This window comes from Enterobacter sp. MGH 16, assembly GCF_000493175.1.
GTDB lineage: Bacteria > Pseudomonadota > Gammaproteobacteria > Enterobacterales > Enterobacteriaceae > Enterobacter > Enterobacter roggenkampii.
Map to the genome: position 1 here is coordinate 2,611,061 of NZ_KI535695.1, position 26,127 is coordinate 2,637,187.

Genomic DNA, 26,127 nt, shown 5'->3' on the forward strand with positions numbered 1-26,127 from the left:
GCGCCGATTTTTCTTACTAGCTATGCAATCGCGTGGGGACTTGAGCCGTGACCAACAAAACTTCTCTCAGCTACAAAGATGCCGGTGTTGATATTGACGCAGGTAATGCGCTGGTTGACCGAATCAAAGGTGTGGTGAAAAAAACCCGCCGCCCGGAAGTGATGGGTGGTCTGGGTGGATTCGGCGCACTGTGCGCGCTGCCGCAAAAATATCGTGAACCTGTTCTGGTCTCGGGTACTGACGGTGTAGGCACCAAGCTGCGCCTGGCGATGGATTTAAAACGTCACGACACGATCGGTATCGATCTGGTCGCGATGTGTGTGAATGACCTGGTGGTTCAGGGCGCAGAGCCGCTGTTCTTCCTCGATTACTACGCGACCGGCAAACTGGACGTGGATACCGCGGCCAGCGTCATTAACGGTATCGCCGAAGGCTGTCTGCAGTCCGGCTGTGCGCTGGTCGGCGGCGAAACCGCTGAAATGCCGGGTATGTATCACGGCGAAGATTATGACGTCGCGGGCTTCTGCGTCGGCGTAGTAGAAAAATCAGAAATTATCGACGGCAGCAAAGTGGCGGATGGCGATGTGCTGATCGCGCTGGCCTCCAGCGGCCCACACTCCAACGGCTACTCCCTGGTGCGTAAAATCCTCGAAGTGAGCGGCTGCGACCCGCTGACCACCGAGCTTGACGGTAAACCGCTGGCAGACCATCTGCTGGCACCGACCCGCATCTACGTGAAAAACGTGCTGGAACTGATTGAGAACGTTGACGTGCACGCTATCGCCCACCTGACCGGCGGCGGCTTCTGGGAGAACATCCCGCGCGTGCTGCCGGATAACACCCAGGCCGTAATCGACGAATCCTCATGGCAGTGGCCAGCCGTGTTTAACTGGCTGCAGACCGCAGGCAACGTGAGCTCTCACGAAATGTACCGCACCTTTAACTGCGGCGTGGGCATGGTTATCGCCCTGCCGGCAAGCGAAGCGGATAAAGCGGTTAAACTGCTGACCGAAAAAGGTGAAAACGCGTGGAAAATCGGTACGATTAAAGCCTCCGATTCCGAACAGCGTGTGGTCATTGAATGAAAAACATCGTGGTGCTCATTTCCGGCAACGGAAGCAATTTGCAGGCCATCATAGACGCCTGCAAACAGAAGAAAATCAACGGCACCATTCGGGCAGTATTCAGCAACAAGGCCGACGCGTTCGGCCTTGAGCGCGCGCGGGAAGCGAACATTCCCGCGCACGCGCTGGAAGCCAGCCAGTTCGCCGGGCGTGAAGCCTTTGACCGCGAGCTGGTTCAGGAGATTGATGCCTACGCACCGGACGTCGTGGTGCTGGCGGGCTATATGCGCATTCTGAGCCCGGCTTTTGTTGCGCACTACGCCGGACGTCTGCTGAATATTCACCCTTCTCTTCTGCCGAAATATCCCGGCCTGCACACCCATCGTCAGGTTCTGGAAAACGGCGATGAGGAGCACGGCACCTCCGTGCATTTCGTGACCGACGAGCTGGACGGCGGTCCGGTGATCCTGCAGGCCAAAGTCCCGGTCTTTGCCGGCGACAGCGAAGAAGATGTGACCGAACGCGTGCAGACCCAGGAACACGCCATTTACCCGCTGGTGGTAAGCTGGTTTGTCGACGGGCGCCTCGAAATGCGCGACGGCGCTGCCTGGCTGGATGGCGTGAAGTTACCCCCGCAGGGCCATGCGGCGGAAGAGTAGTTTGTTATGTCGGGTGGCGCCGCGCTTACCCGACATCTACCTTGCATTACCCGATATTCCCTTCTCCAACCTTCTAAATTCCCCAACAAAAAAAATAACTGTCATACTTTTCTGGCACTGTTGGACATATCGTGGAAATGCTCGCCATAATAAGGACGAGACGGATTTACCACGTCCTGTGATTGAACTGGAGTGTGAGCTGTAATGGGTCAGGAAAAGTTATATATCGAGAAAGAGCTAAGCTGGTTAGCATTTAACGAACGTGTACTCCAGGAAGCGGCTGACAAAAGTAACCCGCTGATCGAACGCATGCGTTTTTTGGGCATCTATTCCAACAACCTGGATGAGTTCTACAAGGTTCGCTTTGCCGAGCTGAAAAGACGGATCATCATCAGTGAAGAACAGGGCTTAAACTCTCACTCGCGGCATCTGCTGGGCAAAATCCAGTCCCGCGTGTTGAAAGCCGATCAGGAATTTGACGGCCTGTATAACGAACTGCTGCTGGAGATGGCGCGCAATCAAATCTTCCTGATTAACGAACGTCAGCTTTCCGTTAACCAACAAAACTGGCTGCGCCACTATTTTAAACAGTACCTGCGCCAGCACATTACCCCGATTCTCATCAACCGCGAAACCGATCTGGTGCAGTTCCTGAAAGATGACTACACCTATCTGGCCGTAGAAATTATTCGCGGTGAATCCATTCGCTACGCGCTGCTGGAGATCCCGTCCGACAAGGTCCCGCGCTTCGTGAACCTGCCGCCGGAAACCCCGCGCAGACGCAAGCCGATGATCCTGCTGGATAACATCCTGCGCTACTGTCTCGACGACATTTTCAAAGGCTTCTTCGATTACGATGCGTTAAACGCCTACTCGATGAAGATGACCCGTGACGCCGAATATGACCTGGTGCACGAGATGGAGGCCAGCCTGATGGAGCTAATGTCCTCCAGCCTGAAACAACGCCTGACGGCCGAGCCGGTGCGCTTTGTTTATCAGCGCGATATGCCGGACGCCATGGTAGAAATGCTGCGCGAGAAGCTGACCATTTCGCGCTATGACTCCATCGTGCCGGGCGGCCGTTACCACAACTTTAAAGACTTTATTGGCTTCCCGAACGTCGGCAAGACCAATCTGGTGAACAAGCCGCTGCCGCGCCTGCGCCATCTGTGGTTTGATAAATTCCGCAACGGGTTCGACGCCATTCGCGAGCGCGATGTTCTGCTCTACTATCCGTATCACACGTTTGAACACGTGCTGGAGCTGCTGCGTCAGGCCTCGTTCGACCCGAGCGTGCTGGCGATCAAAATCAACATCTACCGCGTGGCTAAAGATTCCCGCATCATCGATGCGATGATCCACGCCGCGCACAACGGCAAAAAAGTGACCGTGGTGGTTGAGCTGCAGGCGCGCTTCGACGAAGAGGCGAACATTCACTGGGCGCGCCGTCTGACGGAAGCGGGCGTGCACGTGATCTTCTCCGCGCCGGGTCTGAAAATTCACGCCAAGCTGTTCCTGATCTCCCGTAAAGAGGGCGACGACGTGGTGCGCTATGCCCACATCGGTACCGGGAACTTTAACGAGAAAACGGCGCGGATTTATACCGACTACTCGCTGCTGACCGCCGATGCGCGCATCACCAACGAGGTACGCCGGGTCTTTAACTTCATTGAGAACCCGTACCGCCCTGTCAGCTTCGACTATCTGCTGGTTTCGCCGCAGAACTCGCGCCGTCTGCTGTACGATATGATTGATAAAGAGATTGCCAATGCCCAGAAAGGGCTGTCGTCCGGCATCACGCTGAAGCTGAACAATCTGGTCGACAAAGGACTGGTGGACAGGCTGTACGCCGCGTCCAGCTCCGGCGTACCGGTTAACCTGCTGATCCGCGGCATGTGCTCGCTGATCCCGGAACTGGAAGGCATCAGCGACAATATTCGGGTGATCAGCATTGTTGACCGTTACCTGGAACACGATCGGGTCTATATTTTCGATAATGCAGGCGACAAACAGGTCTATCTCTCTTCGGCAGACTGGATGACGCGCAATATTGACTACCGAATTGAAGTCGCAACCCCGCTGCTGGATCCGCGTCTGAAACAGCGTATTCTCGACATTATCGAGATCCTGTTCAGCGATACGGTGAAGGCGCGCTATATCGACAAAGAACTCAGTAACCGCTATGTACCGCGCGGCAACCGCCGTAAAGTGCGGTCGCAACTGGCGATTTACGACTATATCAAATCACTCGAGCAACCCGATTAACCTATGCCGATAAATGATAAGACCCCACGCCCGCAGGAATTCGCCGCGGTCGATCTTGGCTCTAACAGTTTCCACATGGTCATCGCCCGTGAGGTGGATGGCGCGCTGCAGATCATCGGTCGTCTGAAGCAGCGCGTACACCTGGCGGATGGCCTTGATGAACGCAGCATGCTCAGCGAAGAGGCGATGGAGCGCGGGTTAAACTGCCTGTCGCTGTTTGCTGAACGCCTGCAGGGCTTCTCGCCCTCCAGCGTATGCATCGTGGGCACCCACACCCTGCGCCAGGCGCTGAACGCGCCAGAGTTTCTCAAGCGGGCCGAAAAGGTGATCCCCTACCCGATTGAGATCATCTCCGGTAACGAGGAAGCGCGTCTGATCTTCATGGGCGTCGAGCACACCCAGCCGGAAAAAGGGCGCAAGCTGGTGATCGACATCGGCGGCGGTTCTACGGAGCTTGTGATCGGCGAAGACTTTGAGCCTCGCCTGGTGGAAAGCCGCCGTATGGGCTGCGTCAGCTTCGCGCAGATGTATTTCCCGGGCGGCACCATCACCCGCGAGAACTTCCAGCGTGCACGTATGGCGGCTGTCCAGAAGCTGGAAAACCTGGCCTGGCAGTACCGTATTCAGGGCTGGAACGTGGCGCTGGGCGCGTCGGGCACCATCAAGGCGGCGCATGAAGTGCTGCTGGCAATGGGTGAAAAAGACGGGTTCATCACGCCCGAACGCCTGACGCTGCTGACCGACGAAGTGCTGAAGCATAAAAGTTTTGACGCCTTAAGCCTGCCGGGGCTTTCCGACGAGCGTAAGGCGGTCTTCGTGCCGGGGCTGGCCATTCTCTGCGGCGTGTTTGATGCGCTGGCCATTAAAGAGCTGCGCCTGTCCGACGGCGCGCTGCGCGAAGGCGTGCTGTACGAAATGGAAGGCCGCTTCCGCCATCAGGATATTCGCAGCCGCACCGCGCAAAGCCTGGCCAACCAGTACAACATCGACCGCGAGCAGGCGAAGCGCGTGCTGGACACCACGGTGCAGATGTATGAACAGTGGGAAGAGCAGAATCCGAAGCTGGCGCACCCGCAGCTTGCCGCGCTGCTGAAATGGGCCGCGATGCTGCACGAGGTGGGTCTGAATATCAACCATAGCGGGATGCACCGCCATTCGGCCTATATTTTGCAAAACAGCGATCTGCCTGGCTTCAACCAGGAGCAGCAAACTATGATGGCGACCCTGGTGCGCTATCACCGCAAAGCCATCAAGCTCGACGACCTGCCGCGCTTCACGCTGTTTAAGAAAAAGCAGTTCCTGCCGCTCATTCAGCTGCTGCGTCTGGGCGTGCTGCTCAATAACCAGCGTCAGGCGACCACCACGCCGCCCACGCTGAAGCTGAAAACCGACGACCATCACTGGACGTTGAGCTTCCCGCACGACTGGTTCAGCCAGAACGCGCTGGTCCTGCTGGACCTGGAAAAGGAGCAGCAGTACTGGGAAGCGGTCACCGGCTGGCTGCTCAAAATCGAGGAAGAGAGCGCCGACGTCGCCGCGTAACGGTTCAGGCGTCCGCGCAGGACGCCTCTGTTTCCAGCAGTGACTCAAGCGGTGCCGGTCTGCCAATCAGATAGCCCTGCACATAATCAATACCTAGCGCGTGAACCGCGCTACGTATCTCTTCGGTCTCGACATATTCCGCCACCACCAGCATCTTCTTCATGCGCGCCAGATGGCAGATAGACGCCACAATCTGATAATCCAGGCTGTTGATGACGATATTGCGGATGAAGTCGCCGTCGATTTTAAGAATATCTGCGTCCACGCTTTTTAGCCGCGCATAGCTTGCATAGCCGGTACCAAAATCATCAATCGCAATGCGTACCCCCATTTTCTGCAGCTGACTGAGGATATGCAGCGCCTGCTCCGCGTTGCAGAAGTTGCTGCACTCCGTCACTTCAAAGATCAGCTGCCACGGCTCAATAGCGTATTTCGCCAGCACGCGGCTCACCTCAAGCGGGAACTGCACCCGACACACTGTTGAAGGCGCCAGGTTAATAGCAAAGCGCTGGCCGGGCAGTCTTTCCCGATGCGCGGCCAGGAAGCGCAGCGTATGCTCAAGCACCCACAGATCCACCCGGGAGGACAAACCAAACTCCTGCGCGACGGGCAGGAACTGATCGGGGGAGATCAGTATCCCATTGGTATCCGGCATCCGCAGCAGGACTTCGTGATAGCAATCGCCACGCAGGCCGCGAACGGGTTGAACTAGCAGGATGAATTCGTCGTTGTCGAGCGCCTTCTGCAGGCGGCTCATCATCGCGACTTTATCCTTCAGGCTGCGCTGCAAATGGACGGCACCGCGCTGCTGAAGATTTTCCGGGTGATTAGAGGAGAGTGACAGATCGGCCACCACCGCCAGTTCCCCCAGCACCAGATAAAGATGGTTAACCGGGGACCGGACATAGCAGTAGCTTACGCCAACCTGCGGCTGCAGCGGCATGCCGTCCCAGACAAAGCGGAACTGCTTGATATGCTCGTCCAGGGCGTCAATCCGCTGCTGGTGCGATTCCGCGTTGAGCCGCACCGCCATGTCATATCCGGTGAGGTGATACACCTGCTCATTGGGCTGGAGCGTAGCGTTAACCCACTGCGCCAGCTGCTGTTTGTACTGAATACGCAGCTGCACGCCGTAATTTCGGCCCAGAATTTCCAGCTCCGGAATGCGCAGCAGGCAGAGCGCCGACCACGGATTCTTCGCCAGATCGCGCGACAGCGCCCGCAGGTTAGGCATATGGACAACCGGATCGAGCAGTGCCAGCCTGCGGGCATGTTTGTTCACCGCGCGCTGGCGGGTCGCCAGCATCGACATATAAATCACCACAAACGAAAAGACCAGGTAACTGGAAGAGGTGATCGCCAGCTGAATATCGTACCCCGCGTTCACTGGGATATAGCGGTAAAAATAGTGAATGGACACCAGCAGTATCGGGGTCCAGATCAGCGAAATCAGCTTATAGCCAAAACGCATCGCGCCCCAGAGCATCACCGGCATCAGCAGCGACAGGGTATAGTTAGTGGTGAAGATGGAGCTGTTTTCATTTATCGGGAGCAGCAGCAGCGACAGCAGCCCGCCAAGCGCAATCGCCCACAGCAAAAACTCCGCGGCCGTCACCTTTTTATCTATCTGGAAACGGATCTGCGAGAGAAGACTTTTGATATACCGCGGATGACGGATCAGGCGGATTAGCAAATAGCTCAACGGCACGCCCGTCAGCCCGCTGACCAGCAGCGCCTGGTAGTTAATGAGCGTACGAATGTTAAGAGGGTTCAACCCCGCGAGGCTCTGGCGACTCTCATACACGCCCAGATACACCGCAAACTGAAACAGCACCAGAAACAGCGTCGCGGGGCAGATAACCTGCCAGAAGATGCGCTGCGCCATCAGCCGGATGTCGCCGTACGCCGTCATATTGCGTCTGGGCGCAAACACCCGGTAGCCGCCCCAGCTGAGGACTAAAGGGACAATAAAATGGAGCACCCCGGCAACCGTTTCGAACATCCCGACCGACGGGTAATAGCGGATAAACAGCGACAACACGATCCCGGGAAGGGCTTCCAGGCCAAAGAACATCATCAGTGAGAGCAAAAAGGAGAGCGGTAAATAATAAAGCGCCGCGATACCGTCCCCCAGCTGCGTGAACGTATTTGCCACGCTCAGCACGGGAAGCAAAACCACCGGTAATAGTAGCGGCAATGCCCACCAACGGTATTTATTGTTTTTCAGAAAAGCGAAAATCTTCATAGATGCCCGGTTAAACCCCTTTTTCTCCAGAGGGAAAATAAAGACAGGCATCCAACCTGACCTGGCGCCACCCCGCGACGTGCAGAGTGAACAGTGTGGAGGAGGGATTTTAAATATCAGAGCCGGGAATCCGTTGACTTAAATCAAACTATTTCACGCAAATAAGCCTTGCAGAAGAATTTTGTGAAATAATTTTCTTCATATTATCAATATGGTAAATGCAATTATTAATTTCAATAACAATAGTTAATGCAAACGTTGACGGTTATTTACACATCACAGAATTGACCCCATCTTCCCGCTGTGCCTTAATATCCTTATCGCCCGGGCGGGCTTATCCAGGAAAAACAGAGTGAGTCAGGTCACGCGTATGCGCAAACGACATCGATTTAACACCCGAATGACCCGCATCATACTGCTTATCAGTTTCCTGTTTTTCTTTGGCCGCTTCGTTTACTCTTCGATTGGCGCCTGGTACCACCATCAGGACAAAACCCAATCACAGCAATCCAGCCTGACCGTCGACACCGCTGACCGCTAACCCCCCAAAGGATGTTGTACGAGCCGAATAAGGGCCGCGATCCCTTTGCTGAGGATTTTATCCTGCCGCATCACCACCGCCAGCTGCCGCTGCAGCATGGGCGTCAGCGACATCACGCATAGCCCCTCGCGATCGGCATCCTGTTCTACCGCCATTCTCGGCACGATGCTGTAGCCCAGCCCCGCGCGAACCATGCGTTTGATCGCCTCGATGCTGCCAAGCTGCATCACCGGCGCCATCGCTACCCCATGGGCGGCAAACCAGCCATCGATCAGCGCCCGGGTCCCGCTGCCTGTCTCAAAGGCGATCAGCGGCTGGGCATGGAGCGCCTCCGGGGTTAACTCCCTGAAAGCGTCCTGCTGCTCCCTTGAGGCGATAAAGACAAACTCTTCGTCCATCACCGGCATGACGTCCAGCGCTCTGCCGCTGACCGGCAGGGTCACCAGCCCCATATCGAGACGGTTCTCTTCAATGGCCCTGACGATGTCGAGGGTGTTGCCCGTCGTGACTCCCACGCTCAGGAGCGGATAGTCGCGGCGTAGCTGCTCCAGCAGCGGCGGCAGAAGATGAATGCAGGCCGTCGCCCCCGTGCCAAGGGTAATGGTGCCGCTCACGTCGTGGCTAAACGCATTCACGGCCCGGATGGCGTCATCCACCACCTGCTGAATACGCTCCCCGTGCGCCAGCAAGGTTTCTCCGGCAGCCGTCGCCTTAATCCCTCGCCCGGTACGCTCCACCAGCCGCGTTTGCAGAAACTGCTCCAGCTGGCGTATTTGCAGGCTGACGGCGGGCTGGGAGAGGCCCAGAACGTCCGCTGCCGCTGAAAAGCTGCCGCGCTGGTGAACCAGGCGGAAGGTGGCGAGATAGCCCAAATTAAGCGTCGTCATTCAAAGTTTCTCTTATACCGCGCATAAGGTTGCAGCCCTGCCAGCACAATACCGCGCCCGTTATGCTCAGGACAACTGCATAACGGAATGAAAACTCATGGAAACCTCTGCCCTTCCTCGTCGCCTCGCCCTCACCGCCGGGTGTAATCAACTCATCAACTGGGGGATTTCGTTTTATATGCCCGGCACCTTTGCGCGGGCCATTTCAGCCGACCGGGGATGGTCGTCACCGCAGATTTACCTCGGCCTGACGCTGGCGATGCTGGTGATGGCGGCGGTATCTCCTTTTGTCGCCCGCCTGCTGGCACGCTTTGGCGGTCAAAAAGTGGTGATGATCGGAACGCTGCTGATCGCCGCAAGCTGCGCAGAAATGGCGTATACCCGGACGCTTTATGGCTGGTACAGCGCCTGGATTGTCGCCGGCACTGGGATGCGCCTGTCGCTGTACGATGCGCTGTTCGCCGCGCTGGTCAACCTCTACGGGCAGCAGGCGCGAAGAACGATCTCACGCGTCACGCTGGCAGGCGGGCTGGCCTCCGCCGTCTTCTGGCCGCTGGGCGATGGTCTGCTTCACATCATGAGCTGGCAGGACGCGTTACGCATTTATGCCCTGCTTGGCCTGCTGAGCGCAGTGCTGATCCGCACGCTTCCCCGGCAGCGGCTGACGGAAAACACGAAGGCCATCGCGCCGCCCCTGCGCAACGAGCGGCGTAACGCCTGGCTTTATGCGGCCTTCATCGCCCTTATCACCTTTGTCTCTAACGGCACCTCCACCCATCTGCCGGAGTTTATTGCCCACTTTGGCCTGCCGGTCGCCATCGGCATGCTGTGGGGGATCGGCCAGACGGGCGCGCGATCGCTGGAGGTGCTGGCAGGTGGCCGCTTAACCCCCTTCAAACTTACGCTTTTTACCGCTCTTGCCATGCCGCTGTGTTTTCTTGTGGGAATAAGCAGCGCCCTGTTTGTCTGGTGCGCGGCCGGGTTTGTGCTGGGCTACGGCGCCATCAACGGGCTGGTCACCATAGTAAAAGCCACGCTGCCACTGGAGCTGTTTAGCGCGGAAAGCTATGCCCGCCGCACGGGCATGCTGCTTATCCCGGGCCAGCTGATGGCCGCAGCCGCACCGTTTGCCTATGCGTGGCTGAACAAAATGCTGGGGATCGCGGGTGCAATGGGAGTGTCGACGGGGTTAACGCTGGTGATTGCCGGGCTGGCGATAGCGATCGTGCGCCGTCCCGGGAGGCAAACTGTATCGCACTGTATCCCGCGCGACGCGCTGACAAACGGGTACAAAACGCCCCCTCCGGCAAATATCTCCGATACATAAAAATGGTTTTCTTTCCCTGTTGTCATTCAGAACCGATGAGGAGAGAACCATGATTCGTCGTTACGCAATTTTACCCCTGCTCGTCCTGGCCTCTGTAACACATGCCCAGGCCACGCCGCTGGACAACCTGAGCGCCGCGGACGTTAACGGCCCCGCCGCCGTTGCCCCGCTGGCGCAGCCGCAACCGCCGGCAAAACTGATCGTCGATCCGCCGCTTTCCGGGCCGCTGAGTAAAGGCGCGGTGTTTATCCAGTACCGTGCCGAAAACCTGCGCATCGAGCCGGTATTCGGACCTGAAGCGCTCAAGGTCACCCCGCGCATCGGGCACATTCACGTGGTGGTGGATGACGCGCCGTGGCACTGGGCTGACGCCAGCGGAGAGCCGGTAATTCTGGTGGGACTCCCCGCCGGTAAACACAAGTTGACGATTATTCTGGCCGACCCGACGCACAAGCCGCTCGACCACAAAACCATCGAATTCACCGTACCGCCTCATGCGGCGGTCCACCATTTTTAAGGAGTCTGAAGATGAAAGCACTGTCTGTAGTCACGGCAGGCCTGCTGGCGCTTTCCGCCAGTGCCTTTGCACAGAGCAAAACCAGCGTCGTGCTGGTGCACGGCGCGTTTGCCGACGGCAGCAGCTGGAATAAGGTGATTACCCTGTTGCATAAACAGCACGCAGAGGTCATTGCCGTCCAGCTGCCGCTCACGTCGCTTAACGATGACGTTGCGGCCACAAAGCGGGCCATCGCCCGCGCGCAGGGGGATGTCGTGCTGGTGGGTCACTCCTGGGGCGGCACCGTGATTAGCGAAGCGGGCAACGATGCGCGGGTGAAATCGCTGGTGTATGTGGCGGCGTTCGCGCCGGATGCCGGCCAGTCGACGGCGGACCTGGCAGGAAGCTACCCTGCACCGCCGGGCAGCGGGGGCATTGCCAAAACGGCGGACGGCTATTTATACCTGCCGACGGACGCCGTCAGGAAGGATTTCGCGCCGGACGTGAAGCCCGAGGAACAAACTGCAATCGCGGCCACGCAGGGGCCAATTAAGGCCGATGCGTTTGGTGAAAAGGTGACCCACGCGGCGTGGCATGATAAGCCGAGCTGGTTTGTGGTCAGCAAAAATGACCGAATGATCAACCCCGATCTTGAACGTGCGATGGCGAAGACGATCCATGCGAAAACCACCGAGGTCTCCGCGAGCCACGTGTCGATGGTGAGCCAGCCGGAGGCTATCGCCCGGACGATTGAGCAGGCGATTGAAGCAAAGTAATTTTTTGCGAATTGTAGGCCGGGTAAGCGCAGCGCCACCCGGCAAAAAACAGCCTCAGCGCCCGCCATCCGCGGGATAATCCCGATTAATCCACGCGTGGTCCTCTTCCCAGGTGAACATCCACTTGCGCACCGGCCCGGCCATCACGTTGAGGTAGTAGCTGTCATACCCGGCCATCGTCGCCACCGGGTGGTATCCCTTCGGCACCATGACCACGTCACGGTTGTAGACCGCCATGCACTCATCCAGCGCTCTGTCGTCGGTGTAAACCCGCTGCATGCAGAACCCCTGCTCCGGGTTGAGGCGATGGTAGTAGGTCTCCTCCAGGTAAGTCTCCCGGGGCGGGTTATCCGCGTCGTGCTTGTGGCTCGGGTACGAGCTGGTGCAGCCCTCGTTAGTCCAGACTTCCACCACCAGCAGGCTGTCGGCGGGCTTATCTTCCGGCAGAATGTTGTGCACGTAGCGCTGGTTATGGCCCTTGCCGCGCGCTTCAGCGTCGATATCCTGCGGCGCAATCAGCCGCGTCGGATACGTGCCCTTGCCGGGGGCGGCGCAGACCGCCAGCTCGAGCCTCGTCAGCGCCTTCACCTGCACCGTCTCCTGCGGGGTAACGTACACCGCCCACGGCTTGATGCGCTCGAACGGGCTCATCCGCTCGCCGATGTCGTTAAACTGCGCGGAAGGCGTGCTGATGGAGGCGCGCCCGGCGACCAGCACCAGACAGCGCTCTTCGCGAACGGCGGGCAGCGTCAGCGTCTGCCCCTCCTGCAGCTCATACGCCTCAAAGCCGACGTATCCCCACCCTGCGCGTTCCGGCGTGACGGACTGGGTCCGCCCCTCCGCGTTTGGCTGTTGCCAGCGTGATAACAGACGTGACATGTCACCTCCTCAAATAAGCCCGGCGTCGCGCGCCAGGCGGCTCAGGTTGTTATACCCCAGACGGGCATAGGTCAGCGGATGGGCAACCACCGGGTCCTGCTCCGCCTCCACCACCAGCCAGCCGTGATAGTCCTGCGCCTTCAGCAGCCGCATAATCGGCGGGTAATCCACGCTGCCGTCGCCCGGCACCGTAAACACGCCGCTCAGTACCGCATCAAGGAAGCTGGTTTTACGGTTTTTCACGTCCGCCAGCACGTCGGCACGCACGTCTTTGCAGTGAACGTGGTTGATACGCGACGCCCAGCGCTGCGCCACCGCCAGCGGATCGGCCCCGGCAAAGGTCAGGTGACCGGTGTCCAGCAGCAGTCCAACCTCTTCGCCGGTATGGGTCATCAGGTTGTCCACGTCGTCAGCGGACTCAATCACCGTCCCCATATGGTGGTGATAGGCAATCTGCACCCCCTGCTGCTGGGTGTAGCGGGCAAATTCCGTGAGCTTCTCGCCATACTCCTTCCAGCGTGCCTGTGGGAAACGCGGACGCAGATGCACCGGCGTCTGCTGCTCGCCGTGAATGCAGCCGCTCACTTCCGCAAACACCAGCACCTTCGCCCCCAGCTCGCGCAGCAGCGTCAGGTGGGACTGCACGGCGGCGATCTCCTCCTCCACGCTGCGCTCCAGCAGTCGGCCGGAGTACCAGCCGGAGACCAGCTGCAGGTCATGGCGCTGCAGGATGGGGCCAAGCAGCCGCGCTTCGCGCGGGAATTTATTGCCCAGTTCAAACCCTGCAAAACCGGCCTCTTTCCCTTCGCTCAGGCAGGTCTCCAGCGACGTCTCTGCGCCCAGAGAAGGCAGATCGTCGTTCGTCCACGTCAGCGGGTTAATGCCCAGTTGTACACTCATTGTCGTCTCCATTATGCGTGTCCGCGCTCGCGCCACCAGGCGATAAGCTGCAGGTAGTTGTCCCGGATGCGCGCCACCAGCTGCGCATCGTCAATATCGTGCTTCAGCCACGCGCGGGAGGCATCGCCGAACAGCGTGCGCCCTACGGCGAAGCCTTTTACTACCGTCTGCCCCGCTGCGGCCCTGAAGTCGGCGCGCAGCTGTTCTGCAGGGGCATCCAGGCCGAGGATCACCACCCCGCGGCAGTGCGGGTCCCGGCGTTCGATAATCTCGCTCAGTGCCGTCCAGCCCTCGGCGGAAAGCGGCGGCAGCTTCCACCAGTCCGGGTAAATGCCGAGGTTGTAGAAGCGGGAGATGGCGCGCAGGTAGAGCTCGTCGCTGCGCGGCATGGTCGCAGGCAGGATCACCTCCAGCAGCAGCTCGTGCCCGGACCGGCAGCAGGCGTGGTACACCTCGGCGATTTTCTGCTCCTGCTCCAGGCGCAGGCCGTGGGCATCTTCCGGATGGAAAAAGACCAGGCACTTCACCACGTGCTCCTGCGGCCAGCTGATGAGCTGGGTGCCGATGTTGCCGTGCTCCATCTCCAGCGGACGCGAGCCAGGCAGCTCAATGGGGCGACCAATCCACCACCCCTCGCCGGTGATGGCGTTCAGCGCGTCCTGACCAAAGGTGCCGTCGCACAGCAGGCCGGCTTTGCCCTCCAGCCCGGCACGGCTCGCCGCCTCACGGCTGGCCTGCAGGATCAGCTGCTTCAGCGCCGGAATGCGCCCGATCGACGCGCCGCACTGCAGCGCCATATCCTCAAGCTGGCTGCGGTGATCGAAGGCCATCACGCACAGCTCCGGCCACTCGCGGCGGCGGGTGGTCACCCGGTGGAGGTGGTTCAGACGCGGGTCGAGATCCGGGCGCGGCACATCCGCAGCGCGGGAGAGATAGTCATCCAGCTCGATTTTGCTCGGCATCGCCGGGGCGCAGCCGTGGCGCGAGACCACCAGCGCGCCGCAGGCGTTGGCATAGCGGCACGCCTGCTCCCAGCCCTCGTCGTTCAGGTAGCCGCGCAGCAGGCCGGACATAAACGCGTCCCCCGCGCCGAGAACGTTCAGCACCTCCACGCGCACGCCGGTCACCGTCAGGCCGTCGTCAAGCCGGGGTGGAATGGCGTCGGTATAGACCGAGCAGCCGAGGGCGCCGCGCTTGCAGACCAGCGTTGCGTCACTCACGGCACGCACCTGCCCCAGCGCCTGCAGGGTCTCCGTGCTGCCGCCCGCAATGTGAAACTCCTCCTCGGTGCCGACAATAACGTCGAAGAGGTGCAGCACCTCCTGCAGCTCGCGGGTGACCTTATCCGCGGCGATAAAGCGCGTTTCGCCGTCGCCTAAGGAGGTCAGCCCCCACAGCACCGGACGGTAGTCGATGTCCAGCACCGTGCGCACGCCGTGACGGCGGGCATAGCCCAGCGCCGTCAGCACCGCCTCGCGGGTCTGAGGATGAGAAAGGTGAGTCCCGGTGATGGCAAGACACCGTGCGGAGGCAATGTAGCTTTCGTCCACATCGCTGGCCGTAATGGCCATATCCGCGCAGTTATCTCGATAAAAAATCAGAGGAAAGGTGTCCCGGTCTTTAATGCCGAGTAGCACCAGCGCCGTGAGGCGGTCTTTATCGGTAATCAGATGGCTGGTATCGCAGCCCACCTGGCTGAGCTCTTCGCGCAGGAAGCGGCCCATATGTTCATCGCCGACGCGCGCCAGCATCGACGAGCGCAGCCCCTGGCGCGCGGTGCCGTACGCCACGTTGCCGGACGAGCCGCCGAGGTATTTGGCAAAGCTCGACACATCCTCCAGACGGGCACCAATCTGCTGACTGTAGAGGTCTACCGCCACGCGGCCCATGCATATCACATCAAACTGCTTTTCCACGTTGATACCTCATCAGACAATGTCATTCACGTTCAGCCAGCGGCCTTCCCGGTGCGAGAGCGCGATCGCGTCCAGCACGCGCGACACCTTCCAGCCCTCTTCGAAGTCCGGCCACATCGGCGCGTCGGCGGCAATCCCGTCCACCAGGTCGCGCACCTCCACCGTTTTTTGATCGTTAAAGCCAATCCCATGGCCTGCGCCCATGCAGAACGCGGCGTAATCCGGGTGTGACGGGCCGACGAGCAGGGTGCGAAACCCCTGACGGTTTACCGGATCGTCATGCAGATAGAGCTTCAGCTCCGCCATGCGCTCCTGGGTGAAGCTGATGGCGCCTTTGGTCCCGGTGATGACGTACGACAGCCCCATCTTGCGGCCGCAGGCGACGCGGGAGGTTTCAATCACGCCCTGCGCCCCGCCCGCGAAGCGCACCATCGCGTGGGCCTGGTCCTCATTTTCGACGGCAATCATCTCTGACGATCCGGCCTTTGCCGGACGTGCCGGGACCACAATCTTCAGGTCGCCGCAGACCTGCTCAATCTCCCCGACCAGGTACTGGGCCATGTTGACGATATGCGCCGCGAGGTCACCCAGCGCCCCCAGCCCGGCGGTCTCTTTGAAGCAGTGCCAGTGAATGGGCGAGAGCGGGTCGGCCATATAGTCTTCGTTGTGGGTGCCGTAGAAGTGGATCACTTCGCCAATCTCGCCGCGGGCAATAATCTCCTTCGCCAGCTGCGCCGTCGGGTTCTTCATGTAGTTGAACCCCACCAGCGTTTTCACCCCGGCCCGCTTCGCGGCGTCGACCATCTCGCGCGCGTCATGGGCGTTCAGCGCCAGCGGCTTCTCCGAGTAGACGTGCTTACCGTGGCGGATCGCCTCCAGCGCCATCTCTTTGTGCAGGTGGTTGGGTGAGCAAATATCCACCACGTCAATCGCCGGGTCGGCCACCAGCGCCCGCCAGTCGCCGGTGGAGCGGTTGAAGCCAAACGCCTGCGCGCGTGCTGCCGCCAGCTCCGGCGTGACTTCCGCTACCATCTCGCGCACCAGCCTGCCCCGCAGGTTGAACACCGTCGGGGCTTGGGCATAGGCGATAGCGTGCGCCTTGCCGATATACCCGGTGCCAATCAATCCAATACGAACCTCTTTCATCACTATCCTCACAGTGCGCCGCGACGGCTCTTGGCGTAGGTGTCGAACGCCACCGCCAGAACGATAATTAACCCGGTGATAATCTGCTGGTAGTAGGCCGAGACGTTCATCAGCACCAGGCCGTTAATCAGAATACCCATGATGATGGAGCCGATAATGGTGCCGCCGATGCGCCCGTAGCCGCCCATCAGCGAGGTGCCGCCAATCACCACCGAGGCGATGACGCGCAGCTCAAAGGAGATCCCGGCCACAGCCTCGGCGCTCCCCAGACGCGCGCTCAGAATGAAGCCCGCCAGCCCCGCCAGGCAGCCAATCAGCACGTAGACGCTGACCAGCACGCGCTTGACGTTGACCCCCGCCAGGCGCGCCGCCTCCGGGTTGCCGCCGATGGCGTAAACGAAGCGCCCCCAGCGGGTTTTATGCAGCGCCAGATAGCCGCCGAGGGCGACGATGGCGAAGATCCAGATCGGAATGGAGATGCCGAGCAGCTCCCCGCGCCCCCACCAGCGGTAGCCCTGATCGAAACCGGCGATCGGCGCGCCGTCGTTGATCACCAGCGTCAGGCCGCGCCAGATGGTCATCCCGCCGAGGGTGACGATGAACGGCGGCAGGCGCAGGCGGGTCACGCCCAGACCGTGCAGGAAGCCAATCGCCGTGCCCATCGCCAGACAAATCCCCAGCCCAATCAGCCAGCTCATGCCGCCCCAGGCGTTCGGGTCGACGGTGGTGAAGTTGTCGCCCTTAATCACGTACGCCGCGGTCATGGCGCACACCGCCAGAATGGAGCCCACGGAGAGGTCAATCCCGGCGGTCAGGATGACGAAGGTCATCCCCACGGCCATGATCCCGTAGATGGAGACTTCGGTCAGGATGTTGAAAATATTGCGTTCAGAGAAAAAGTTGCTGTTCTGCGACTGGAAGAAGATCAGCAGCAGGATCATGAAAATCAGCACCCCGAAGCGCTCGAAGAAGGCGATGGGATCGATGCGTCCGGCGCGTTTGACCGGGGCCTGCGTTTTAGAAATCATCTGCGTCATGAGAAACTCCGTTATGCCGCGTTCAGGGCGTTGTGGTTGATGGCCATCATCGTCATCAGCCGTTCTTCGTTAGCGTCGTCACCGTGGATCTCGCCGGTCACTCGCCCTTCGCTGAGGGTGATGATCCGGTCTGACACCGCCATCACTTCAGGCAGATCGGAGGAGATCACGATCACCGCCACGCCCTTTTTCGCCATGTCAAACAGCACCTGGTGCACTTCTGATTTGGTCCCCACGTCGATGCCTCGCGTCGGCTCGTCGACGATCAGCACCCGCGGGTTGAGCGCCATGCAGCGCGCGAGGATCACTTTTTGCTGGTTACCGCCGGAGAGCTTGCGCACTTCCTGCGCGCTGTTGACCATTTTGATCTGCAGCGCCTTGCGGTAGGACTCGATCAGATCGTCCTCTTTGCGGGTATTCACGAACCAGCGCCACTGCAGCAGCGAGGAGAGGCAGGAGAGCGACAGGTTGTCGCGAATCGACAACCCCAGCACTGCCCCCTCTTTTTTACGATCTTCCGGCACCAGCGCCACGCCCTGGTCAAGGGCATAGAGCGGGTCGCGCGGCTGGTAGGGCACGCCGTCCAGCTCAAAGCTGCCCGAGGTAAACGCGTCTGCGCCAAAGAGGCAGCGGGCCACCTCGGTGCGCCCGGCGCCCACCAGTCCGGCAATGCCTAAGACCTCCCCGGCGTGGACGTGGAAGCTGATGTCGTGCAGGGCGATGCCGTGCGGATCCAGCGGCGGCTTTTCGCGGCTCAGCCCCTTCACCGCCAGGCGGACGGGTTTGTCCTCATGATGCGTTTCGCTGGCGGGACGGCGATTAAAGGCCACGTCGCGACCGACCATCAGGCGGATCAGCTGTTCGACGTTGGTCTCTGCCACCGCGCCGGTGCCGGTGAAACGGCCGTCCTGGAAAACGGTGAAGCGGTCGCAGAGCTGGAAAACCTCATGCAGGCGGTGGGTGACATAGATAATGCTCACGCCACGGTTTTTAAGCTCGCGCACCACGCGGTGCAGGCTTTCGACCTCGCTGTCGCTCAGCGCGGCGGAGGGTTCGTCCATAATGATGAGCCTGGCGTTGAGGGTCAGCGCCCGGGCGATCTCCACCATCTGCTGCTGGGCAACGCTCAGGCGGGCGACCGGGGTGGTCGGCGCAACGTTCAGCTGCAGATAGTCGAGAATAACCTGCGCCTCCTGGTTTACCGCCTTTTCGTCGACGATCAGGTTACGTTTACGCGGCTCGCGCCCGAGAAACATGTTTTCCGCGACGGTCATGTTGGGCAGCAGGTTGAATTCCTGATAGATGGTGATAATGCCCTTGTTCTGGCGCTCCACCGGGGAGTCGTCCACCGGCAGCGTTTCGCCGTTGAACCAGATCTCCCCGCGGGTTTGCGGCTGCGCCCCCGCGAGCGCCTTCAGCAGCGTGGATTTACCCGCCCCGTTCTCCCCCAGCAGGGCGTGGATCTCGCCCGCGCCGACGGTCAGCTGGGCGCTGCTTAGCGCCCAGACGCCGGAAAAGCTTTTTGCCAGGTCGGTCACTTTCAGTAAGGGTTGCGACATCGGTCTGCTCCTCCTTTAGAGTGAGCCGCCGCGCCAGCGACGGCTGCGGATAAATCAGTTACCGGCCTCACCGATACGCTCAGCCTGCTGCAGGTTCTCTTTGGTGATCAGCGTCGGCGGGTAGTCGGCCCCGGTGATGGCCTTCTTCTCGCGCACGTTGGCCACCAGCTGGCTCATCGCCGTCTGCACCGCAAAGCCCGGACGCTGGTCCGCCGTTACCGCCAGCCAGCCGTCGCGCACGCGGGCCAGCGCTTCCGGTACCGCGTCAAAGCCGGTGACCAGAATTTCGCCCGGCTTCACGCCCTGGCTCTGCAGGGCTTCGATCGCCCCCAGCGCCATATCGTCGTTGGCGGAGAGGATCACCTGCGGGCGTTTCGGCAGCGATGGCAGCACGCTTTCCACGATGCGCATCCCTTCAGAACGCATCCAGTTGCCGGTCTGATCGGCGACGATCTTGTACTTATCGCCACCCGCCTTCAGGCTGTCGCGGATCCCTTTGGTGCGTTCGATGTTGGAGGAGGAGCCCGGCTGGCCGGTCAGCAGAATGATTTCCGCCCCGTCGGGGAATTTGGTTTTCACAAAATCGCCAATCGCCTGACCGCCCTTGTAGTTATTGGCGCCAAAGTGCGGCACTTTTTTCTGGCTGTCGACGGAGCGGTCAAGGGTGACCACCGGCAGCTTCGCATCCTGAATTTCATCCACCGCGCTGGAGACCGCGTTCACGTCGTTCGGGGAGACGATAAAGCCCTGCGCCCCGCGGGTGATGGCGTTTTCCAGGTCAGCCACCTGCTTCGGTGAACTGCCCTGCCCGTCCAGCACCTGAAGCTTCACGCCCATCTCTTTTGCGGCTTTTACCGCCGTGCGCTGCATGTGAACTTCAAACGGCATGGCCAGGTTTGGCGTACTGAACACAATTTGCTCGTTTTCGGCGAGGGCGGCCCCGGACGTCATGGCGATGAGGGCGGCTACGATCAGTTTTTTCATTATTATGTCTCTCTGTGTAGGGTGGTTGTGTTTAGAGGACGATCTCGCGCTGGCTGCGAAGCGACTCCAGCGCTTTATCCGCGAGGTACAGCGCACGTTCACCATCATCGCCGCTGCAGTCAGGCACCGCTTCGCCGCGCAGGACCGCAACAAAGTGTTCCCATTCCGCGGCGTAAGCGGATTTGTAGCGCTGCAGGAAGAAGTGTTCCGGCAGCGCGCTGGTGCAGCCCTGTTTGCCGTAGTGCTGCACCTGGTTTTCCAGAATGTTGCCCGCGCAAAGCAGCCCTTCGGAGCCGTGCAGCTCCAGGCGCTGGTCGTAGCCGTAAGATGAACGGCGGCTGTTAACGATGGTCGCCATCGCGCCGGAGGCATATTTCAGAACGATAAACGCGGTATCGATGTCCCCCGCCTCGCCAATCGCCGGATCGACCAGGTTGCTGCCCTGGGCATACACCGACACCGGCTCTTCGCCCATGATGAAGCGCGCCATGTCAAAGTCATGAATGGTCATATCGCGGAACATGCCGCCGGAGACGCGCACGTACTCCGCGGGCGGCGGAGACGGATCGCGGGAGATGATGAGCAGCGATTCCGGCTTGCCGATGCGCCCGGCCTGCGCGTCGGTTTTCACGCGGCGGAACTGCGGGTCAAAGCGGCGGTTAAAGCCGATGAACAGAGGCACGTCGTACTCTTTGACCACCTTCAGGCAGTCGCGCACGCGGGCGAGGTCGAGGTGTACCGGCTTTTCGCAGAAGATGGCCTTGCCGTGGCGGGCGGCCATTTCAATCAGGTCCGCGTGGGTATCGGTGGCGGAGGCGATCAGCACGGCGTGAACGTTAGGGTCGGTCATCGCTTCATCCAGGCTCTGCTGGCGGGCCTGATACTGCGTGGCGAGGCGGGTGGCAAATTCCTGATTCGGGTCAACCACGGACCAGAGCGTGGTCGCGCCGTGGCTGGCGATGTTAGCTGCATGTACCTGGCCAATTCGGCCAGCGCCCAGTAAAGCAATGTTAAACATAACGGCTCCCGGTGTTGGTGAATGCTGTGAACTAACGACCCTATAAATAAAACATTTATTTCATTTTTATAAATAGTGAAAATTATGTTTTTGAGTGCGGGTTAACACTTTTGAGATGAATGAGATAAATTTTGTTATCAATCTCACAACACAGGTGAACGTGCGGCAACTCCCCTCACCCCGGCCCCCTCCCTCAGGGAGAGGGAGTAAAAAAACTACACCGAGCCGTCCCCTCTCCCTGAGGGAGAGGGTTAGGATGAGGGGAAAACAAAAATGAAATGAAAATTTCGTTACTTCGGGAAAACTCAATACTGACGGGCTTTTTTCACCTGCGACTGCGTTTGCTCCGCGGCCTCACGCACGGCAGACGATTCCGCCACCTGCGCATCGCCGGTTCGCCACCAGGAGGCGTAGTCGTGGGTCATGGTCTTCGGCAGCACCTTGATGTCCAGCAGCGTCGGGCCAGGATGGACGCGGGCCGCCTCCAGCGCCGCCAGCAGGCTTTGCTCATCGTTTACCCGCCACGCGCGGCAGCCGTAGCTTTCCGCATTTTGCGCAAAATCGACCTTCACCAGCGGCCCGTCAAGCCGTCCGGTTTCCGGGTTGCGATGGCGGTTTTCCGTGCCAAAGCTGCCCATGCCGTGCCCCATCTGCAGGTTGTTAATGCAGCCGAAGCTGGCGTTATCAAACAGCAGAACGGTGACCTTAATGCCCTCCTGAACGGCGGTTTGCAGCTCGGAGTGGAGCATCATGTAGGAGCCATCCCCCACCATGGCGTATACCGGCTGCTCGGGTCGGGCGAGCTTCGCGCCGATGGCTGCCGCAATCTCGTAGCCCATGCAGGAGTAGCCGTACTCCAGGTGATAGCTGTCCGGCGTTTTGACCTGCCAGAGGCGCTGTAAATCCCCCGGCAGCGAACCGGCCGCCCCCACCACGATGGCGTTATCTTCCACATGCTGGTTGATCAGCCCCAGCACCCGCGTCTGGGTCAGGCGGGTATTGAGCGCCTCGCCGTATTCCGCCAGCTGCGCGTCCAGGTGCCCCGCCACTTCGGGCGCGTCGTCAGGACGCCACTGGCGATCCCACAGGCGACGGCACTCGTCGCGCCAGGCGGATTTCGCCTCAGCGATCGCCTCTCCCCAGCCGCTGCGGTAATCACCAAGCGCGTGGGTCAATGCCTCGAGCCCGGTTTGAGCGTCGGCAATCAGCGCCGTGGCGTCCAGCTTCAGGGCGTCAAACTCGGCCACGTTCAGCAGCAGGAATTCCACGTCCGGATGGGAAAAGAGCGCCTTGGAGCCGGTGGTAAAGTCGGTCAGGCGCGTGCCGATGCCGATCACCAGGTCAGCCTGCGGCGCGAGCTGGTTGGCCGCCATCCCCCCCGTCACCCCTACGCCACCGAGGTTAAGTGGGTGGTCACTTACCAGCGCCCCCTTTCCGGCCTGGGTTTCGGCAAACGGCAGCTGCAGCGTCTCGACAAAGTCGCGAAACGCCTCATGCGCGCCGGAATAGCGCACGCCGCCGCCGCACACCACCAGCGGGCGACGCTTGCGGGCAATCAGCGCCCGCGCCTGCGCCAGACGCTGCGGATCGGGCGGACGGCGCTCGATGTGGTGCACACGACGCGCGAAGAAGCTCAGCGGGTAATCCCACGCTTCCCCCTGCACGTCCTGCGGGAGGCAAATCGTCACCGCACCGGTATCTGCCGGGTCAGTAAGCGTTCGCATCGCGCTGAGCATCGCGCTCATGAGTTGCTCCGGGCGGTTAATGCGGTCCCAGTAGCGGGAGACCGGACGGAAGCAGTCGTTGGTGCTAATGCTGAGATCGTGATACTGCTCGATCTGCTGCAGCACCGGGTCCGGCTGGCGGCTGGCGTAGATATCGCCCGGAAGCAGCAGCAGCGGGATGCGGTTCGCCGTAGCGGTTGCCGCGGCCGTGACCATATTGGCGGCGCCCGGCCCGACGGAGGAGGTGACGGCAAAGATGCGCTGACGGCGGTGCTGTTTGGCGAATCCCGTCGCCATATGGGCAATGCCCTGCTCGTTGCAGCCCTGCATCACCTGCAGATGGCCCGGATCCTGCTCCAGCGCCTGGCCGATGCCCAGCACGTTGCCGTGCCCAAAGATCGTTGCCACACCCTCCACGAAGGGCGTTTCGTTGCCGTCAACGCTGACGTACTGTTGATTCAGGAACCGGACCAGCGCCTGGGCCATGGTCATACGTTCGGTTTGCATAAAATCTCCTGTCAGCCCAGCGTCGGCATGGAGAACGCAGCGCCTGTCTCCTGCTGCATTTCCGGCCAGCGCGCGGTGATGGTTTTCATTCGGGTGTAGAAGCGCACGCCGTCGTTGCCGTGGACGTTGAGCGCGCCGAAGATGGAACGCTTCCAGCCGCCGAAGCTGTGGAACGCCATCGGCACCGGGATCGGCACGTTGACGCCCACCATACCTGCCTGCACCTCTTCGCAGAAGCGGCGCGCGCAGCCGCCGTCGCGGGTGAAGATTGCCGAGCCATTACCATATTCATGGCGGTTAATCAGGTCCACCGCGCTGGCGTAATCTGCTACGCGCACCACAGAAAGCACCGGGCCGAAAATTTCTTCTTTATAGATGGTCATCTCCGGGGTGACGTTATCGAACAGCGTCGGCCCAACGAAGTAGCCCTGTTCGTGCCCCTTCACGCTGAAGCCGCGACCGTCCACGCGAAGTTTTGCCCCCTGCGACTCGCCGCTGTCGATGTAGCCCAGTACCTTGCTGCGGTGCGCGGAGGAGATGAGCGGCCCCATTTCGTTTTCCGGCGACTGGTCCAGGCCCGGCCCGACGCGCAGCGCAGCAATCTGTTTTTCCAGCCGGGTGCAGAGGTCATCGGCGGTGTTATCCCCCACCGCCAGCACCACCGAGAGCGCCATGCAGCGCTCGCCCGCCGCGCCGTAGGCCGCGCCCATGATGGCGTTGGTCGCCATCTCCATGTCGGCATCCGGCATTAAAATGCAGTGGTTTTTCGCGCCGCCCAGTGCCTGACAGCGTTTCCCGTGGGCGGAGGCGGTCTGGTAAATGTATTCGGCAATCGGCGTGGAGCCGACAAAGCTCACCGCCTGCACGCGCGGGTCGGTCAGGAGCACGTCAACGGACTCTTTATCGCCCTGCACCACGTTGAAGACGCCGTCCGGCAGGCCGGCCTCTTTCAGCAGCTGCGCCAGCGCGAGCGCCAGAGAAGGGTCTTTTTCCGACGGTTTCAGCACGAAGGTATTCCCGGTCGCCAGCGCAATCGGGAACATCCACATCGGCACCATCGCCGGGAAGTTAAACGGCGTGATCCCGGCGCAGACGCCGAGCGGCTGCATCAGCGAGTGGCTGTCGACGCCGGTCCCGACGTTCGCCGAGTGTTCGCCCTTTTGCAGATGCGGAATACCGCAGGCAAACTCCACCACTTCCAGGCCGCGGGTCAGCTCGCCCACCGCGTCGGAGAAGACCTTGCCGTGCTCTTCGCTGATAAGACGGGCCAGACGTTCCATATTCTCTTCCAGCAGCGCCTTGAAGCGGAACATGACGCGCGCGCGCTTAAGCGGAGCATGACGCGCCCACGCCGGAAACGCCTGCTGCGCGGCGGCAATCGCCTGCTCCGTTTCCTGTGCCGTACTCATCACCACCTGGCGGATCTGCTCGCCGCTGGCCGGGTTGAAGATCGCCTGAACGCGCTGGCCTGAACCGGTGACACATTCGCCGTGAATAAAATTCGCTACCGTCTCCATCCTTAACCTCTCGCTGTTGATACGTGACTTGACCTGAACACTGTGTACTGAACACTATATATGAAACAAATATTCCATTTTAAGTTGAAATAAAATAAATGATGATTATTGTGATCAAGGATGGATTTTTATGTTAACAGCCAGCACCACTGACGCCGCGTGCGCTATTAAGGGTTCTCGGGCGAGGAAATGACTGAATCTTCTGTTTCATTTTTGCTGCCAGATGGATGGCCGACATTTAAAAGACGCGGTTTTGCGTTTAGAATCATATGACTGTATTTGGGGGATAACATGACGACAGCAACCAGCCTGAACGAACTGCAGCAGCAAATCCGCGATCGCTACGATAGCCTGAGCAAGAGGCTGCAGCAGGTCTCCCGCTACGTGCTGGACAATACCAACAGCGTGGCGTTTGATACGGTTGCCGTTATTGCCGAGCGCGCCGACGTGCCGCCCTCGACGCTGATCCGCTTTGCCAACGCCTTTGACTTCACCGGCTTCAACGAAATGAAACAGCTGTTTCGCATGAACCTGGTGGAGGAGACCGCCAGCTACAGCGACCGCGCCCGACTGTTCCGCGAGATGGAGAGCGAGGCCGTGCCGGAAACGCCGCTCGATATCCTGCAGGAGTTTGCCCGTTCAAACGCGCAGGCGCTGCAGCAGCTGGCCGCCCGCGCCGAGCCGGAGATGCTGGAGCGCGCGGTACAGCTGCTGGCCGACGCCGACACCATCTACATCGCCGGACTGCGTCGATCCTTTAGCGTCGCCGCATACCTTACCTATGCCCTGAGCCATCTGGAGTGCCGCCCTATCCTGCTTGACGGCATGGGCGGGATGCTGCGCGAGCAGATCAGCCGCATTAAGGCGCGCGACATTGTGGTGTCGATCAGCTTCTCGCCGTACGCGGAAGAGACGGTGATGGTCAGCGAAACCGCCGCCAGCGTTGGCGCGCGGCAGATTGTGATTACGGACAGCCAGATCAGCCCGCTGGCGACGTTCAGCGATCTCTGCTTTGTGGTGAAAGAGGCGCAGGTGGACGCGTTTCGGTCTCAGTCGGCGACGCTGTGCCTGGTGCAGTCGCTGGTGGTGGCGCTGGCGTATCGGTTGGGTGGTGGGGATAAATAGCCCACGGTACCGC

The 26,127-nt window shown here is 60.3% G+C and carries 21 protein-coding genes; 9 read left to right on the plus strand and 12 right to left on the minus strand.

What is annotated here, in order from left to right; genetic code table 11:
- The first annotated feature begins 47 nt into the window (after nt 1–47).
- The 4 genes from purM (at nt 48) to ppx (ending at nt 5,530) form a co-directional block, all read left to right on the plus strand.
- Nucleotides 48–1,085, plus strand: coding sequence for a phosphoribosylformylglycinamidine cyclo-ligase (purM, locus tag L362_RS10625; RefSeq protein ID WP_008501643.1), 1,038 nt, complete (start codon nt 48–50; stop codon nt 1,083–1,085).
- Nucleotides 1,082–1,723 carry a phosphoribosylglycinamide formyltransferase gene (gene purN, locus L362_RS10620; protein WP_023344654.1) on the plus strand — a complete coding sequence of 214 codons (642 nt, stop codon included), beginning with the start codon at nt 1,082–1,084 and terminating at the stop codon, nt 1,721–1,723. Before purM ends, purN begins: the two co-directional genes overlap by 4 nt.
- Nucleotides 1,724–1,927: 204 nt before the next feature.
- Nucleotides 1,928–3,988, plus strand: a complete 2,061-nt coding sequence (gene ppk1 / locus L362_RS10615; RefSeq protein WP_023344655.1) for a polyphosphate kinase 1 — start codon at nt 1,928–1,930, stop codon at nt 3,986–3,988.
- Between the two features lie 3 nt (nt 3,989–3,991).
- Entirely contained in the window at nt 3,992–5,530 is a 1,539-nt protein-coding gene (gene ppx / locus L362_RS10610; RefSeq protein ID WP_008501646.1) for an exopolyphosphatase, read from the plus strand.
- A gap of 4 nt (nt 5,531–5,534) precedes the next feature.
- Here ppx and L362_RS10605 read toward each other — a convergent pair whose 3' ends face one another.
- Entirely contained in the window at nt 5,535–7,775 is a 2,241-nt protein-coding gene (locus tag L362_RS10605; RefSeq protein WP_032638026.1) for an EAL domain-containing protein, read from the minus strand.
- 352 nt (nt 7,776–8,127) lie between these two features.
- Between L362_RS10605 and L362_RS10600 the strand changes: the two genes are divergently transcribed.
- The gene (locus L362_RS10600) at nt 8,128–8,316 is read left to right on the plus strand and encodes a YfgG family protein (RefSeq protein WP_021241815.1); all 189 of its coding nucleotides are present in this window, start codon (nt 8,128–8,130) and stop codon (nt 8,314–8,316) included.
- On the opposite strand, the gene L362_RS10595 is transcribed toward L362_RS10600, so the two are convergent.
- Nucleotides 8,313–9,203 carry a LysR family transcriptional regulator gene (locus L362_RS10595; RefSeq protein WP_023344657.1) on the minus strand — a complete coding sequence of 297 codons (891 nt, stop codon included), beginning with the start codon at nt 9,201–9,203 and terminating at the stop codon, nt 8,313–8,315. The two genes, L362_RS10600 and L362_RS10595, sit on opposite strands and share 4 nt — an antisense overlap.
- Nucleotides 9,204–9,300: 97 nt before the next feature.
- Here L362_RS10595 and L362_RS10590 point away from each other — a divergent pair, with 97 nt between their 5' ends.
- Genes L362_RS10590 through L362_RS10580 form a run of 3 tightly spaced genes read left to right on the plus strand, consistent with a single transcriptional unit; the run spans nt 9,301 to nt 11,802 of the window.
- Entirely contained in the window at nt 9,301–10,530 is a 1,230-nt protein-coding gene (locus L362_RS10590) for an MFS transporter (protein WP_023344658.1), read from the plus strand.
- A gap of 49 nt (nt 10,531–10,579) precedes the next feature.
- A complete protein-coding gene (locus tag L362_RS10585; protein WP_023344659.1) occupies nt 10,580–11,047 on the plus strand; it encodes a DUF6130 family protein in 468 nt (155 codons plus the stop codon).
- 11 nt (nt 11,048–11,058) lie between these two features.
- Complete coding sequence (locus L362_RS10580) at nt 11,059–11,802, plus strand: alpha/beta fold hydrolase (protein ID WP_023344660.1); 744 nt, start codon at nt 11,059–11,061, stop codon at nt 11,800–11,802.
- A 54-nt stretch (nt 11,803–11,856) separates the two neighbouring features.
- Here the strand turns inward: L362_RS10580 and iolB are convergent, their stop codons facing one another.
- From iolB to L362_RS10530, 10 genes are all read right to left on the minus strand, one after another.
- A complete protein-coding gene (gene iolB / locus L362_RS10575; RefSeq protein WP_023344661.1) occupies nt 11,857–12,681 on the minus strand; it encodes a 5-deoxy-glucuronate isomerase in 825 nt (274 codons plus the stop codon).
- Between the two features lie 9 nt (nt 12,682–12,690).
- Complete coding sequence (gene iolE, locus L362_RS10570; RefSeq protein ID WP_023344662.1) at nt 12,691–13,581, minus strand: myo-inosose-2 dehydratase; 891 nt, start codon at nt 13,579–13,581, stop codon at nt 12,691–12,693.
- A gap of 11 nt (nt 13,582–13,592) precedes the next feature.
- Nucleotides 13,593–15,497 (minus strand): bifunctional 5-dehydro-2-deoxygluconokinase/5-dehydro-2-deoxyphosphogluconate aldolase, encoded by a 1,905-nt coding sequence (iolC, locus tag L362_RS10565; protein ID WP_023344663.1) that lies wholly within the window; start codon nt 15,495–15,497, stop codon nt 13,593–13,595.
- A 12-nt stretch (nt 15,498–15,509) separates the two neighbouring features.
- Nucleotides 15,510–16,643, minus strand: a complete 1,134-nt coding sequence (locus tag L362_RS10560; protein WP_023344664.1) for a Gfo/Idh/MocA family protein — start codon at nt 16,641–16,643, stop codon at nt 15,510–15,512.
- Between the two features lie 8 nt (nt 16,644–16,651).
- A complete protein-coding gene (locus L362_RS10555) occupies nt 16,652–17,680 on the minus strand; it encodes an ABC transporter permease (RefSeq protein WP_008502116.1) in 1,029 nt (342 codons plus the stop codon).
- A gap of 11 nt (nt 17,681–17,691) precedes the next feature.
- Nucleotides 17,692–19,239: a sugar ABC transporter ATP-binding protein gene (locus tag L362_RS10550; RefSeq protein ID WP_021241823.1), complete on the minus strand. Its 1,548-nt coding sequence runs from the start codon at nt 19,237–19,239 to the stop codon at nt 17,692–17,694.
- 54 nt (nt 19,240–19,293) lie between these two features.
- Nucleotides 19,294–20,223 carry a sugar ABC transporter substrate-binding protein gene (locus L362_RS10545; protein WP_008502118.1) on the minus strand — a complete coding sequence of 310 codons (930 nt, stop codon included), beginning with the start codon at nt 20,221–20,223 and terminating at the stop codon, nt 19,294–19,296.
- Between the two features lie 31 nt (nt 20,224–20,254).
- Nucleotides 20,255–21,241 carry an inositol 2-dehydrogenase gene (gene iolG / locus L362_RS10540; RefSeq protein ID WP_023294280.1) on the minus strand — a complete coding sequence of 329 codons (987 nt, stop codon included), beginning with the start codon at nt 21,239–21,241 and terminating at the stop codon, nt 20,255–20,257.
- A 305-nt stretch (nt 21,242–21,546) separates the two neighbouring features.
- Nucleotides 21,547–23,472 (minus strand): 3D-(3,5/4)-trihydroxycyclohexane-1,2-dione acylhydrolase (decyclizing), encoded by a 1,926-nt coding sequence (gene iolD, locus L362_RS10535; protein WP_023344665.1) that lies wholly within the window; start codon nt 23,470–23,472, stop codon nt 21,547–21,549.
- Nucleotides 23,473–23,483: 11 nt separating this feature from the next.
- Nucleotides 23,484–24,989 (minus strand): CoA-acylating methylmalonate-semialdehyde dehydrogenase, encoded by a 1,506-nt coding sequence (locus L362_RS10530; RefSeq protein ID WP_023344666.1) that lies wholly within the window; start codon nt 24,987–24,989, stop codon nt 23,484–23,486.
- A gap of 291 nt (nt 24,990–25,280) precedes the next feature.
- Here L362_RS10530 and L362_RS10525 point away from each other — a divergent pair, with 291 nt between their 5' ends.
- Nucleotides 25,281–26,114, plus strand: a complete 834-nt coding sequence (locus L362_RS10525; protein WP_023344667.1) for a MurR/RpiR family transcriptional regulator — start codon at nt 25,281–25,283, stop codon at nt 26,112–26,114.
- The last annotated feature ends 13 nt before the right edge of the window (nt 26,115–26,127 follow it).

Excerpts from the sequence above, each read along its gene's own strand:
- purN (WP_023344654.1), top strand. The coding sequence starts at position 1,082 with ATGAAAAACATCGTGGTGCTCATTTCCGGCAACGGAAGCAATTTGCAG.
- ppk1 (WP_023344655.1), top strand. The coding sequence starts at position 1,928 with ATGGGTCAGGAAAAGTTATATATCGAGAAAGAGCTAAGCTGGTTAGCA.
- ppx (WP_008501646.1), top strand. The coding sequence starts at position 3,992 with ATGCCGATAAATGATAAGACCCCACGCCCGCAGGAATTCGCCGCGGTC.
- L362_RS10605 (WP_032638026.1), bottom strand. The coding sequence starts at position 7,775 with ATGAAGATTTTCGCTTTTCTGAAAAACAATAAATACCGTTGGTGGGCA.
- L362_RS10595 (WP_023344657.1), bottom strand. The coding sequence starts at position 9,203 with ATGACGACGCTTAATTTGGGCTATCTCGCCACCTTCCGCCTGGTTCAC.
- L362_RS10590 (WP_023344658.1), top strand. The coding sequence starts at position 9,301 with ATGGAAACCTCTGCCCTTCCTCGTCGCCTCGCCCTCACCGCCGGGTGT.
- L362_RS10585 (WP_023344659.1), top strand. The coding sequence starts at position 10,580 with ATGATTCGTCGTTACGCAATTTTACCCCTGCTCGTCCTGGCCTCTGTA.
- L362_RS10580 (WP_023344660.1), top strand. The coding sequence starts at position 11,059 with ATGAAAGCACTGTCTGTAGTCACGGCAGGCCTGCTGGCGCTTTCCGCC.
- iolB (WP_023344661.1), bottom strand. The coding sequence starts at position 12,681 with ATGTCACGTCTGTTATCACGCTGGCAACAGCCAAACGCGGAGGGGCGG.
- iolE (WP_023344662.1), bottom strand. The coding sequence starts at position 13,581 with ATGAGTGTACAACTGGGCATTAACCCGCTGACGTGGACGAACGACGAT.
- L362_RS10560 (WP_023344664.1), bottom strand. The coding sequence starts at position 16,643 with ATGAAAGAGGTTCGTATTGGATTGATTGGCACCGGGTATATCGGCAAG.
- L362_RS10555 (WP_008502116.1), bottom strand. The coding sequence starts at position 17,680 with ATGACGCAGATGATTTCTAAAACGCAGGCCCCGGTCAAACGCGCCGGA.
- L362_RS10550 (WP_021241823.1), bottom strand. The coding sequence starts at position 19,239 with ATGTCGCAACCCTTACTGAAAGTGACCGACCTGGCAAAAAGCTTTTCC.
- L362_RS10545 (WP_008502118.1), bottom strand. The coding sequence starts at position 20,223 with ATGAAAAAACTGATCGTAGCCGCCCTCATCGCCATGACGTCCGGGGCC.
- iolG (WP_023294280.1), bottom strand. The coding sequence starts at position 21,241 with ATGTTTAACATTGCTTTACTGGGCGCTGGCCGAATTGGCCAGGTACAT.
- iolD (WP_023344665.1), bottom strand. The coding sequence starts at position 23,472 with ATGCAAACCGAACGTATGACCATGGCCCAGGCGCTGGTCCGGTTCCTG.
- L362_RS10530 (WP_023344666.1), bottom strand. The coding sequence starts at position 24,989 with ATGGAGACGGTAGCGAATTTTATTCACGGCGAATGTGTCACCGGTTCA.
- L362_RS10525 (WP_023344667.1), top strand. The coding sequence starts at position 25,281 with ATGACGACAGCAACCAGCCTGAACGAACTGCAGCAGCAAATCCGCGAT.